Below are 13,389 nucleotides of genomic sequence, written 5' to 3'. Positions count from 1 at the left end.
AATAATGGTACCGACGGTGCGACTGGACCAACAGGACCACAAGGTATACCAGGAAATAATGGTACTGATGGTGTAACTGGACCAACAGGACCACAAGGTATTCAAGGGATTCCAGGTAATAATGGAACCGATGGTGCAACTGGACCAACAGGACCACAAGGGAATGATGGTACTAACGGTGCGACTGGACCAACAGGGCCTACGGGTGATACTTTTATAAAAGCTTTCGCTAAAATTAATGGTTCGACAGGAGCATTGATAAGATCACAAGGTGTTACTTCTGTTACAAGAAACAGTGCAGGTAACTATACTGTTACAATACCAGATAGAGGAAATTCGGATTATATAATCCATATTACTGCATTTAGTAATGCAACTTTCCAAGTTAGTGGTCAGGTAACTGCACAAACCAGTACTACATTTACAGTTCAGTTATATGCAAGTAATACTTTCTTATATTTCATCGACGCTAACTGGTATTTTACGGTTGAAGATTTATAAATCAGAACTTATGAGAATAGTATTCGTAATAATATTTGCCTACTGTTTTTCTGGATTTTCTCAGGTTTTCCCTGGGACACCAGTATCTGGTTTTCCTAGTGGTACAACTACCGAAATAACCAATACTACGAATCCTGTTGAAGCTACAATTGCCTATAGTACAAATGAAAAAATATTCTATTACTATAATGGAAATACCTGGATTCCGTTTTTTACATCTTCACAAAACTTTGGAGACATAAAATATGGAATCCAGACTAACGATCATAATGGTTGGTATTTACTTAATGGCAGGAATATTTCTACCCTATCTTCCAATGCTAGAACTACAGCAATTAGTTTAGGATTTACTTCTACTTTACCCAATGCAACAAACCGTGTATTAAAACATCCTAATTCTGGTGAAAATGTTGGAGAATTAGGAGGGCAAGAACAAATCACACTGTCAAGAGCCAATTTACCGAATTTAGATTTTACAGGTTCTACAACAACCAATGGTAACCATAGCCATACCATCTCAAGACAAACGAGAACTGAAAGAATTGTGAATAGATTCGACGATAATAGAACTTATTTCGGTGATTCAGGAACAACCAATACTAGTACTTCAGGTGATCATAGTCATACAGTTACTGTTAGTAGCGGTGGATCAAATCAACCATTTGAAACATATCAACCATATTTAGTTGTAAATACTTTCATTTATTTAGGAGACTGATAAGAACCTTTTATTTAATATAAAAGAGCTTTTAGAGCAATCAATATTAAACTAATTTTTATGAAAAATACGTTAGTACTTTTAGTTAGTTTTCTTTCATTAAATATATACTCACAAGTATATCCAGCAACTCCTGTTTCAGGTTTTCCAAGTGGAACTACATCACAGATTCAATCTACCCTGAATCCTATTGAAGGAATAATTGCATATAGTACAGATGAAAAAGTACTATATTTCTACAACGGTACAAATTGGATTTCTACAAGTGGCACAAATTGGTTATTGGGAGGTAATGCTTCAACCACCAACTCTAATTTTTTAGGGACGATTGATGACGTCCGAATGCAAATTAGATCTAATAATTTACCCCTTCTTGAATTTGGAAGAAGACAAACTTTAGGATTAACGCAAACTTATCCTGATTATACAGACAATAATCAACCACTAGTTCATATTAATGGTGATGGAATTACAGCAGCTTTACAATTCGCTGCTTCTGGGGCTCAATTTTATAAACCCATGTTTTACACAACATTAAATGGAAGCTTTAGACTAAAGGGAAGTTCTGGAGGAACTGATTTATTTGAAATCGGATCGGGAGGACCTTCAAATGATGGAAGGCTTGAATTTATTATTGGAGACGATGGAGCAGAACCCATCATATTTAAAAGATACGATTTTCGCAATGGTCAATTCCATAAAGAATTATTTAGAGTACAAGGAAGTAATAATACAGCCGATGCAAAAACTAGATTTGGAATTAATATAAACACGGGAGAAATCCCAATTGATAGCGATTATGATGACTCTCAATCTGGATTTAATATTGCAAACTCAACTTTACAAGTGGATGGATCTGTATCAAAATCATTAGATATAATCAACAGTAATACTACGTTAACAGAAGATCATTATGCTGTTGTTATTAACGGAAATTATATTATCACATTACCTAATGCAAATACTTGTAATGGCAGACAGTATATACTAAAAAATAATACATCCAATATTATTTCAATTTCTAGTTATCTAAATCTATCAAACTCAAATACTTCCAACATAGCAGCAAATAGCACTTTAAATATTCAAAGCGACGGATCGAACTGGCAACAAATGAATAATAATAGCACTTCTGGAGGTGGTGTTGGAACTGGAACAATAACATTGGTCGATAAATACAATAATACTGATAGTACTATAACAATTTCAGACTTTAATACAAATGGTACTTTAATCCCCTTAAACTCGGTAAGAGTTTTCGGTGGTTCTGTTGCTAATACCACTAGTGATCAAGTTCAAATTACAGAATCTGGCTTATATGAAATAACTTATACCGTTTCAATACGTAAGGAAAATGGCAATGATTTCAATAATGGTGGTAGTAGTTCTTTAGAAGTCGTTGTCTGTCAAAATAGTAATCCAATTGCTAATACGGGAAGCATAGTAACATTGATTGGTAATACCAATCAAAGATATGTTAGCGCTACAAGAACGGTGTTTCTTAATTTAACCGCATTTCAAAGTTATGGGATAAAAATTCGCGAAAAAACTATTAATAATTCTGGGGAAGTTGTAATTGATTCCAATGCCACTGGAATGACCATAAAAAAAATAAATTAATAAAAACAACCTTTTTAGTTCTCAATGATTTCAAGAATATTTATAATCTTACTTTTATTTACAGTCTCAAGGTTGGTAAGCCAAGTTTTTCCAAGTACCCCTGTTTCAGGATTTCCTAGTGGGACCACTGCTCAAATAAATGCTACATTAAATCCGGTTGAAGGAACTATGGCTTATAGTACTGATCAAAAAATTTTATATTATTACGATGGAACAAACTGGGTTTCCACTGGTGGTTCAAATTGGTTATTAAACGGAAACTCCAGTACTTCGACTTCTAATTTTTTAGGAACCATCGATGATGTTAGAATGCAAATCCGATCAAATAACCTTCCTATTCTTGAGTTCGGAAGAAGACAAACACTTGGACTAACTCAAGGTTTCCCTGATTATACAGACAATGACCAGCCTTTGATACATTTAAATGGTAATGGAAATACGGCTGCTCTTCAATTTGCAGCTTCTGGAGCATTATTCTATAAACCTATGTTTTTTACAACTACTAATGGTAGTTTCAGGTTAAAAGGAAGTGCTGGTGCTACAGATTTGTTTGAAATTGGGTCTGGTGGACCTTCAAATGATGGAAGATTAGAGTTTATTATTGGAGACGATGGCGCTGAACCAATTATTTTTAAAAGATATGATTTTCGTAATGGTCAATTTCATAAAGAATTATTCCGAGTTCAAGGCAGCAATAACACAGCTTCGGCTAAAACAAGATTTGGTATTAATTTAAATACTGCGGAAATTCCAGTTGATAGTGACTATGATGATTCCCAGACTGGATTTAATATTGCTAATTCTACTTTCCAAGTTGTAGGTTCAGTTTCTAAATCAATACTTTCAGTTAATAATAATATCACGCTAAATGAAGATCATCATACGGTTGTAGTTACCGCAAATTTAACAATTACTCTACCCCCCGCTAATACCTGCTCAGGTAGAATTTATGTAATCAAGAATATTTCTGGTAATACAATAACCATTTCGAATTATTTAAATCAATCAAACACATTATCCACTTCTATTAATTCAATAAATTTATGGATACAAAGTGATGGAACAAACTGGCAGCAGATCAATAGTACATCGAATAGTATATCTAGTTTGAATAATGGATTACAATATTACACATGGAATATTCCCAACACATCACAACCCAATATTGATAATCCACGTTCATTAGGAATATCAACGACTCAAGGAACAATTTCAACGGAATTAAATGATACCGCAAGAAGCTCAATCACACCAGATTCTGATGGTTATATTTTAATGTATACTGGAACATTAGAAGTTAAAAATGCTGGAAGTTTTACTTTCAATGCACGATCGGATGATGGCTCTAGAATTTACATTGATGGTGTTCTAGCTCTTGAAAACTGGTTTGATCAAGCTCCAACCACTCGCACTGGAACTATTAATTTAGCTGCAGGCAAACACAAAATTGAATTTTGGTATTATGAAAATGCAGGTGGAGATTTAATGCAGTTTACTTGGGGAACAAATCCAGATGGATATACAATAGGAAGTACCATTAATGCAAACCAATTTATTATTGAATAAAAGATAGAAGATAGAAGATAGAAGATAGAAGATAGAAGATAGAAGATAGAAGATAGAAGATAGAAGATAAAATAATGAAGAAATTATTGTTCCTTTTAATTATAATACTTGCTTCTTTCAAAATGGAAGGCCAAGTTCTACCAGGTGAACCTGTAGCAGGTTTTCCTAGAGCAACTACGGCTCAAATTCAAGCGATATCGACAATAGAAAGTTTAATTGTATATAGTACTGATGAAAAAATATTTTATTACTACGATGGATCTAAATGGGTAAAACTATTCAGTGAAAATAGTAAAGTAATTGTAGATAACGAATTGTTTTTTGAGGATTCAAATTATTACTACATATCTGTTAGAATTAATACAACTAGTTGGATGGTTACTAGATTATCAAGAATTAGCTTAAATGACGAAACGTATTCCTCGGGAACAGGAACCCAACCGACTGACTTAACAACAATAACAGCTCTAACTTTCTCTTAATTAATTATCTATGAAAAAAATTAGAGTCATATTAATATATATTACATTCTTTTCCATATCGTCGTTTGCTCAAATAAGTTTTAACGCCTCGGCTCCTTCTACAGGTAGTCCAGGTGGAAACCGAGCTACTATATTTATAACTGGTCCAACAACTGGAGATCAACTCAGAACATTCATTCAAGCCAATCCAGCGGCAGGTGTTGTTGTAAATAGAGATATTACTTTTTCCGCAGAATTAAAAATACAAGGAGCAGGAACTTTAACTGATAACAATGCTGTGTATCATTTTCCTGGAATTTTTCGTTATGCTCCTCAATCTGGAGTAACCGTTACTTTTATCGATGTAACAATTCATTATTCAGGTTCTGCAAAAGGGCACTCTTATAATTTTGCTTATACTGCCAATTTTACGAGAGTTTTTTATTTATTAGGAGTTACTAGTGGTAGAAGTGACTTTTTTAATAATGGTAACTATACTTTTAACTTTGAAGATGTTACTTTTTCAGGCTATGGTGCTTCAGATTTTTTACACTTTCAAACCAATACTACTCTTGAAAACATTACAATTAATGCAGATAACGCCTTAAATTTTGAGCCTGGTGCCAGAGTTGCCGGAGAAACCGAAATTATTAGAAATCTAAAATTAAGAGGAGTTTCACAAATTGTAGGAGGATCTGGCTCTAACGGAGATTTTAAAGCTTATAATATGGACTGGGAAAGAACAAACTGGAGATTCAGCCAAAGAAGTGTAGATTTCTTTCTTGTTAACCCAATAAAACCTATTGGTTGGACAGGTTATTCAGGATCAGCATCAAGAGTTAAAGAATATTATACCCACGATGTAATTGTTTCAGATGAAAGTCTAAATTTAATAAATGGAATTAACATTTTACTTTATAATAATGATTCCAATAGTTTTGATTATAATTTAATAACAGATACGAATGGGACTATACCAACACAGGAAATTTTAAAAATAGATAATTCAATAAGTTTAAATTTCGATAGAGGTACTTCTACCCTTGTAGTTGCCGACTATCAAAAGAAATATTTCGCCGTTACCAAAAATTTTAATGAAGCAATTCAAGACAATGTTGTAATTTCAAATGATGATTTCATTTCAGAAACAAATACAGGGACAGTTGCTGCATATTCTGGAATATCGGTGAATCATAATTCACGAACAGTTACTATTTCTGCCAATCGTACACTTTGTGAAGTTTATGATTTTTTAAAACTCAATAAAATTAATAATTTAGCAGAACCGAGTATCGATAGATTTTTTGTCACACCATCTGAAAATATTATTGATTTAAATGATTATCAATTAGTTCTTTCTGGGAGTGCTGTTCTTTCTCCTTGTGATAAATTTGTTAAAGTTGAATCTGATCTTACATCATCAATAGCAAATATTAATAATTTGGATGTTGGCTTAGAAGATGCAACACAATTCTTAAACTTTATATCTATTTCTAATATTATAAGTGCAAATCTTCTAATTACAGATTTAAATACAAATACTACGTTTTTAAGTGAATCAAATTTTACAGGAACAAGTAATAGTGTAACAACCTTTGCAAGCAACCAAGTGAAATTAGAAGTTAAACGAGACGGATATACAACGTGGGCTGGAATTCAGGATTTTTCTGGCCCAAAAGGTATTTATCAATTCGTTGCTCAGCAAGCACCGATAGAAAATCCATCAACCTCTCTTAATCAAGAAGAAATAATTTTTCTAGCGAAAAAAATATTACAAAAGAACGTTGGTATTTTAAAAGAATTGAATGGTACCAACCCGACATTGAATATTACCAACATTACCCAAAATTCAACAATAGAAGCTACTCAAGAACGACAAATAGAAATATTAAATTTATTAAAACAAATTTTAACTAAAACTACTGCGATTAAAAAAGGAATATAAATTAAACTAGCATTATGAAGTACATTATCCCATTATTCTTACTTTTTATTTCAATATCCGTTAATTCTCAGGTATTCCCAGGAACTCCTGTTTCAGGATTTCCCAGTGGTACTACAGCTCAAATAAACACTGTTGCAAATCCTGTTGAAGGTACAATTGCATATAGCACAGATGAAAAAATTTTTTATTATTACAACGGTACTGACTGGATTGCTCTAAGTTCAGCTTCTGGGGTTTATGTGGGTTCATTTATAATAAACGCACCAGGAGGTACAACTACAACAACATTTTCAACACAGGTTACAGGAATACCTTTTAGGCCTAGTCAAGTTACTTTTACCGCGTTTGCAAACATAGAGAGCTTTGGTTTAAATAATGATAATCAAACAAGTAATAATGATTTAGGTATTGCAAACTCTTTTGGTAGCATGCAAGGATTTGCCAGAAATAATGGAACTCTCCCAATTACTCAAAATGTTATTTATGTTGGAGGTCACGGAAACTCTATTAATGACATTTCAAGATATTCTTCAAACACTCAATGTATCGGAGTAAGATATGGGAACCAAAACGGAGATAATTTAGGAGTATTATCTGGAGCTCTAGATACATTTGATTTCAATACTGGTACTTCTACCGGTGGATTTACTTTCGACATTACCTATACTATTGGTTCAACAGGTAACGCTAGTAGAGATGATGATATACTTAATGAAAGTCTCGTAGTTTTCTACACCGCCTATAGATAAAATTCTTACTTCTATAAATAAAACTCATCTTATTGTGCAATTGAAACTTTCTATAACCTATCAATTGCAAGAAACTTAATAACTCACGCGTAGATATTTAAATAAAATACTACTAATCTGATAAATATTGTTTTTCATCGAAATAATAATTATTAATTCGGATATAAATGTTAGCTTTGCTAAGGCAACAGTGAAGTTGTAAGTTTCAACATAATAAGAATAAAATGATCCATATCCCTAAAGTATTGGCGATGTCATTTACGTGTATGATGATTATTTTTGTAAGCAGTGCCAATGCTCAATCAGCTTTCAAAAATTTCGGTTCTATTCAAATGCACTCAAATGCTTCTATTGGTTTTCATACTGATCTAATAAACGATGGAGACTTTGAAAACAACGAAGGGTTAGCAGGTTTTTATAGTGAAAGTGATCTTAGGATTGTCTCAGGAACCAATCGTATCGCTTTTTACAATGTTGAAATAGATGCTATCAACGATGTAAATATTGAAACTTCCCTAGGAGTAACTAATGAATTAGAATTCATTAATGGAAGAGTAAATACGCCAAGATCAAATACTACTATTTCTTTAGACTTTATTAACCACAACCTTTATGCAGGTGAAGATGATGATAGACATATCAATGGTTATGCTTCAGTATTAGGTACAGATGAATTTATTTTTCCAATTGGTAATGATGATAGGTTAAGGCCTATGATTACTCCAGCTTTAACGACTGAAACTTTATTTAGTGGAGCATATTTCTTCGAAAACCCCAATTTACCTTCTACATTCTCAAGTAATTTTAATACCGACGACAAGGAAGAAATACTTAAAAATATCAGTAACAATGAATACTGGGATTTAGATGGAACCACAGAAACTACTGTGACTTTGACTTGGGATACCTTTAGTAATATCGAAAATATTTCACCTTTATTGCGATTTCTTAGAGTTGTTGGATGGAGTAAAGCAGAAAATAAATGGATTAATCTTGGAGGCGTTGATATTCAAGGCGATCTAACTGAGGGAAGAATCACATCTTTAAATTTTATTCCAGATAATTATGAAGTTATTACGATAGGGTCAATTTTCTCCGATATTGAATTAGGAGGAAGCGATAACTACTTAATTTCACCAAATGAGGACGGAACAAATGATAATTTAGTTTTTGATGGTTTAGAGTTATATGAGCAGAATGAATTAGTAGTTTTTAATCGTTGGGGAAATGTTGTATTCAGAAAAAAGAATTACGAAAATAACTGGTCTGCATTTTCTAATGGTAGAGCAACAATTAAAAAAGGAGATAAGTTACCTACGGGAACTTATTTTTATACTTTGAAATTCGGAAATCAAGATTTAGATAGAACAAAAAAAGGTTGGGTTTACATAAGTTATTAAGTATTTTTGAGAATAAAATAATTTTCTCTTGTTAAACCATACTTTTGTAATTCCTGCTTTTAAAGAATCTCCTTATTTAGAATCTTGCATTTTAAATTTAAAAAAGCAGTCTGTAGAAAGCTACATAATTATTACTACATCTACTCCTACTTCAGAATCTGCAGAAATTGCTAAAAAATATAACTTACCTTTTATTATAAATACTACTAATGATAAGGGAATCGGGAATGATTGGAATTTTGCTTTATCTCAATCAAAAACAAAGCTCGCTACCATTGCTCATAGTGACGATATATACGAAGATAATTACACCGAAAGTATACTTTACTTTTTTAAAAAATATCCAAAATCTTCTATATTATTTACTGATTACAGAGATGTAATTGGAAATTCAATCAGATCAATTTCTTTAAATTATTTTGTCAAAAAAACATTACTCTTACCATTCTTACTTAAAAAATCTCATAGTTCAAAATTCTTTAAAAAAAGTAGTTTGGTTTTTGGCGATGCCATTTGTTGTCCTTCTGTAACTTTAAATTTAAGCCTCATCAATAATTCTAATGAGCTATTTTCTACTGAACATAAATGTGTACTAGATTGGTTAGCCTGGCTAAAATTAGCTGAGGAGCAGGGTAATTTCACGTTTATAAATAAAAAATTGATTCAACATAGAATCCACGAAAATTCTGAAACATCAGTATCTTTAAATTCAGGAATCCGTGAAAAAGAAGAATATGAAACGTTTAAAAATATTTGGGGAACTCGTTTTGCTAAAGTATTAATGAAATTTTATTCTTTAGGTCATAAAGACAATATAGTTTAATTTTTTCTGGCAACGGAGATAAACTCATTGTGTTTGAAAACCTTCCCTACAAATCTTGGAAATGGGAATGAATAAAACTTTTCTTGAATAACTCCTAGCGCTGAAAAAATTCTCTTTACTACCTTAAAATCTGTAAATTGAATATGAGTTTCATCCGAAGCATAGCCAGCTTCTTGAGGAGTTATTACAACTAATTTACCATTAACTTTTACAAAAGGCAAGTACTCTTTTAATAATGAAATAGCTTCCGATTCAGTCATATGTTCAGCCACATGTGCCAATAATATAGAATCAAAGTAGTTGTTTTTACAATATTCGGACTTAAAAAACTCCTCTTTTGTATAAGCTACTAAACCTTTTTCCTTACAAATTTTAACAGAAACTTTATTGTGATCAATTCCTACTCCATTTCCTTTTATATGCAATAAGTTTCTTCCAATACCGCATCCAATGTCCAATGTAAATCCTAAATCGAGTTTATTGATATTATTTCGATATGGCCTTTGAACATCAAGTAATCTTTTCCACCAAACAAACTGTTTCGTTAGTAATCTCTCTGTATATTCTCTTTCATTGGTACTTTTTCTCATTTTTCGATAGATTTTAACTGTTTCTGAGCAAATAGTAAGTTATTCTTAGCTCTTGTATATTTCGGATCAATCGTCAGTGATTTTTCACATGCCGCAATCGCTTCTTCATACTGTTTCATTGCAGAGTACGCTGAGCAAATATTATTATATGCCTCTTTATAATTCGGATTAATTGTTAATGCTTTTTTACAAGCTTCAATACACTTCACATACATTTTTCTATTATAATAAAGTAAGCTTAAATCTAAATATTTTGCTGCTGTCGGGTTAAGTGCTGCTTGCTCTTCCTTAATTGTTAACTTATCTTTTTTTCCTAATGCTAAATCTTTATACATAATAGCTGTTTCATCTTTTGGAGCAATCAATAAAGTTTCATCCACTAAATTGTTTAGCAAATTCCATTCCTTCAACCCATAATAAATTGTAATTAACAACTGTCTATTTGCAATATTATAAGGATTCAATTGTAGTGCCTTTTCACTTAAAGTTCTTGCCTTTTTTGAATTTCCCTTTTTGCTTAATTCTCTAGCAAAATAATAATAAGGTAAATCGTCATTAGGTTTTAAAGCGATTGCTGATTTAAAATATTCTTCAGACTTTAAAGGTTTATTGGTTACAGCATTAAGAATACCTAAATTTATATGAAGCGTATGATAATTCGGATAAATCTGTAGAGCTCTATGGAAGTATTTAGAAGCTTCTTGATAGTTTCCTTTTGACATTTGTGTTAATCCATAATTCATTAATCCGCGTCCATTCTTTGGACTTTTCTGTGTTACATCATACCAAAAAGTCTCATCGTTTAGCCAAACTTTATTTCTTTGGTATGTTCCAAAAGAATAAGCAGAAAGAATTACAAAAATTCCAATTTGAAGACCTCTCATTTTAATTAGGTTATTTTCCAACTCTTTATCATACTTGAAAATAAATAATCCTATAGCATAAGTAATACTGAAGGTTAGTCCTATAAATGGAAAAAACATTCGATGATCGTTCATCACTTCGGATAAAGGAGCTAAAGATGTTGGTAATAAGGCAAACATAAACCAGATTAGTCCGAAAGAAATTGGTTTGGTAATTTTCTCTTTTGAGCAAGTTACTGCAATATAAATTAGTGAACTCAAAAATAATAATCCTGCAATCACACGATCATCAAAGAAATTTGTTATAATAGTCCAATCTGTATCACCGCTTAAATTGAATGGTAAAAAGAAACTTACAAAATAATGAAACCATACAAAGGGTTGTGTTTGAATGTAATGCCATATATTGTTTGATAAACCTGCAATGGACCCTGCTTTTATTAACGTATAAGATTGCACAACTATGATTCCAATAATTAATGGAAGTAATCTTAAAATGATTTGTAATGATGTTTTGAAATTTTTAAGCCTAAAGAAATCCACTACAGTTTTTTCTTTTTCGAAAAAGAAAATATACATAAATAACAACATTGGTAAAACTATAATAGTTTCTTTGGCTAACACACCAATCATTGCTGGAAGAATGTATAGGTAGTTTTTTCTAGTCTTTGGCTGTAAAACATATAAATAAAATGAAAAAACTATAAAAAAAGTAGATAAAACATCTGATCTAGAAATTATATAATTAAGTGTTTCTGCATTTACGGTATGTAACGCATACCAACCAACTGCAAATAAAGAAATGTATGACTTCCATTTATGATGCATAGAAACTGAAATAACCTTTTCGAACACTCTAAAAAGTAAAAACAATAGGAGAATAAAAATAATGAAAGTTGATAAGTGAAAATAAAAAGGATTTAATCCTCCAGCAATCCAATAATCTATGGCTAATGACGAAGTAACTATAGGTCTTAATCCCCAATGGTCTTTAGATGAACTTACCATTTTCGTATCAACGAAAAATTTAGGTATATTCTGGATATTTCTAATATTTACATTATTTACAATTGCGTGACTATCATCAAAATGAAAACCATTTTTAAAGTGATTCGAATAAGTTAGTAACAATCCAACAAAAAGAATTACTGACAATATTAAAAAGTTTCTTTTCTTCACATTCATAAAAATAATTTATATTAGTTTTTCTAAATCCAAATTACTAAAATTTACTATATAATATAGCAGATGAATTCCACTTTTTATGATCATAAAATAGCAATTGTAATTCCCTATTATAATGCTTCCAAACAAATCACAAGAGTAGTATCTAAAATTCCAAATTGGATTGCTTCTGTGATCATTATTGATGATTGTGGAAATGAGATATTACCGGAGAATAAAGTAAGAGAGGCTTTAGCTGATCAAATTGACTTCATTATTTTAAAAAATGATAGAAACTTAGGAGTTGGTGGAGCTACTAAAAAAGGTTTTAAATATGCTATTGATAATTACTTAGATATTGTGATTAAAGTAGATGCCGATGATCAAATGGATCTTAATTATCTACCTAATTTATTAAAACCTTTAATTGAAAATAAATCATTAATCAGTAAAGGAAATAGATTTAAAGATTTAAAAGCTTTAAGAAATATGCCAACTGCAAGAAAATTTGGAAATTTAGGTCTATCCTTTTTAATGAAAGTAGCAACAGGATATTGGCATAATTTCGATCCAACCAATGGTTTCCTAGCTATAAAAATAGAGATTTTAAGAGAAATCGACTTTTCAAAACTTCACAATCGATACTACTTTGAAACTTCTTTACTGGCTGAATTATATTTTCAAGAAGCTAAAATAATTGATATTCCTATGCCAGCAATTTATGGTGATGAGAAATCGAACATGAATATATTTAAAATGTTCTTTTCATTCTCAAAAAATCTTACTGTTACTTTTGGGAAAAGAATAATAAAACGTTATTTTCTTTATGACTTTAATATAGGATCGCTTTACCTACTAACAGGACTGCCTCTATTTATTTTCGGAATTGTATTTGGTATTAAAACATGGATAGAAAGTTATCTGACCAATACCTTTACTCCTACTGGAACAATCATGATAATAACATTATCCCTAATTCTAGGGTTTCA

Annotated in this window: 11 protein-coding genes and 1 pseudogene (1 of these 12 running past the window's edge); 10 read left to right on the top strand and 2 right to left on the bottom strand. The window is 31.4% G+C overall.

The genetic code is table 11. The features are described 5' to 3' along the window. The 9 genes and pseudogenes from BTO06_RS18930 to BTO06_RS05255 all read left to right on the top strand — a co-directional run. Window positions 1-501 (top strand): annotated as a pseudogene (locus BTO06_RS18930) (collagen-like protein); the annotation flags it as partial. 10 nt (window positions 502-511) lie between these two features. Next, window positions 512-1,219: a hypothetical protein gene (locus tag BTO06_RS05290; protein WP_157811747.1), complete on the top strand. Its 708-nt coding sequence runs from the start codon at window positions 512-514 to the stop codon at window positions 1,217-1,219. 60 nt (window positions 1,220-1,279) lie between these two features. After that, entirely contained in the window at window positions 1,280-2,839 is a 1,560-nt protein-coding gene (locus BTO06_RS05285) for a hypothetical protein (RefSeq protein WP_100924298.1), read from the top strand. A gap of 24 nt (window positions 2,840-2,863) precedes the next feature. Continuing rightward, window positions 2,864-4,405 (top strand): PA14 domain-containing protein, encoded by a 1,542-nt coding sequence (locus tag BTO06_RS05280; RefSeq protein WP_100924297.1) that lies wholly within the window; start codon window positions 2,864-2,866, stop codon window positions 4,403-4,405. Window positions 4,406-4,479: 74 nt separating this feature from the next. After that, window positions 4,480-4,887, top strand: a complete 408-nt coding sequence (locus tag BTO06_RS05275; RefSeq protein WP_157811746.1) for a hypothetical protein — start codon at window positions 4,480-4,482, stop codon at window positions 4,885-4,887. A gap of 10 nt (window positions 4,888-4,897) precedes the next feature. Continuing rightward, the gene (locus BTO06_RS05270) at window positions 4,898-6,811 is read left to right on the top strand and encodes a hypothetical protein (RefSeq protein WP_100924295.1); all 1,914 of its coding nucleotides are present in this window, start codon (window positions 4,898-4,900) and stop codon (window positions 6,809-6,811) included. Window positions 6,812-6,825: 14 nt separating this feature from the next. Beyond that, entirely contained in the window at window positions 6,826-7,560 is a 735-nt protein-coding gene (locus tag BTO06_RS05265) for a hypothetical protein (protein WP_100924294.1), read from the top strand. A gap of 266 nt (window positions 7,561-7,826) precedes the next feature. Beyond that, window positions 7,827-8,960 (top strand): gliding motility-associated C-terminal domain-containing protein, encoded by a 1,134-nt coding sequence (locus BTO06_RS05260; protein ID WP_198517131.1) that lies wholly within the window; start codon window positions 7,827-7,829, stop codon window positions 8,958-8,960. A 28-nt stretch (window positions 8,961-8,988) separates the two neighbouring features. Further along, entirely contained in the window at window positions 8,989-9,783 is a 795-nt protein-coding gene (locus BTO06_RS05255; RefSeq protein ID WP_100924292.1) for a glycosyltransferase, read from the top strand. Here BTO06_RS05255 and BTO06_RS05250 read toward each other — a convergent pair. Beyond that, window positions 9,780-10,373 carry a class I SAM-dependent methyltransferase gene (locus BTO06_RS05250; RefSeq protein WP_100924291.1) on the bottom strand — a complete coding sequence of 198 codons (594 nt, stop codon included), beginning with the start codon at window positions 10,371-10,373 and terminating at the stop codon, window positions 9,780-9,782. The genes BTO06_RS05255 and BTO06_RS05250 overlap by 4 nt on opposite strands. After that, complete coding sequence (locus BTO06_RS05245; RefSeq protein ID WP_100924290.1) at window positions 10,370-12,421, bottom strand: tetratricopeptide repeat protein; 2,052 nt, start codon at window positions 12,419-12,421, stop codon at window positions 10,370-10,372. Before BTO06_RS05245 ends, BTO06_RS05250 begins: the two co-directional genes overlap by 4 nt. A 63-nt stretch (window positions 12,422-12,484) precedes the next feature. Here BTO06_RS05245 and BTO06_RS05240 point away from each other — a divergent pair, with 63 nt between their 5' ends. After that, a protein-coding gene (locus BTO06_RS05240; RefSeq protein WP_100924289.1) for a glycosyltransferase family 2 protein crosses the window boundary here: on the top strand, window positions 12,485-13,389 show its 5' portion. It continues 55 nt past the right edge of the window; the window shows 905 of its 960 coding nt (coding positions 1-905); its start codon is at window positions 12,485-12,487; its stop codon lies beyond the right edge, outside the window.

Origin of the sequence: Tenacibaculum sp. SZ-18 (genome assembly GCF_002813915.1) — a bacterium.
GTDB lineage: Bacteria > Bacteroidota > Bacteroidia > Flavobacteriales > Flavobacteriaceae > Polaribacter.
Note: the sequence above shows the minus strand (reverse complement) of the source record. Positions and strands in the feature narration are given on the sequence as shown.

Bases quoted from the DNA above. Each gene is read 5' to 3' on its own strand.
- BTO06_RS05290 (WP_157811747.1), top strand. From the start codon at position 512: ATGAGAATAGTATTCGTAATAATATTTGCCTACTGTTTTTCTGGATTT.
- BTO06_RS05285 (WP_100924298.1), top strand. From the start codon at position 1,280: ATGAAAAATACGTTAGTACTTTTAGTTAGTTTTCTTTCATTAAATATA.
- BTO06_RS05280 (WP_100924297.1), top strand. From the start codon at position 2,864: ATGATTTCAAGAATATTTATAATCTTACTTTTATTTACAGTCTCAAGG.
- BTO06_RS05275 (WP_157811746.1), top strand. From the start codon at position 4,480: ATGAAGAAATTATTGTTCCTTTTAATTATAATACTTGCTTCTTTCAAA.
- BTO06_RS05270 (WP_100924295.1), top strand. From the start codon at position 4,898: ATGAAAAAAATTAGAGTCATATTAATATATATTACATTCTTTTCCATA.
- BTO06_RS05265 (WP_100924294.1), top strand. From the start codon at position 6,826: ATGAAGTACATTATCCCATTATTCTTACTTTTTATTTCAATATCCGTT.
- BTO06_RS05260 (WP_198517131.1), top strand. From the start codon at position 7,827: ATGATGATTATTTTTGTAAGCAGTGCCAATGCTCAATCAGCTTTCAAA.
- BTO06_RS05250 (WP_100924291.1), bottom strand. From the start codon at position 10,373: ATGAGAAAAAGTACCAATGAAAGAGAATATACAGAGAGATTACTAACG.
- BTO06_RS05245 (WP_100924290.1), bottom strand. From the start codon at position 12,421: ATGAATGTGAAGAAAAGAAACTTTTTAATATTGTCAGTAATTCTTTTT.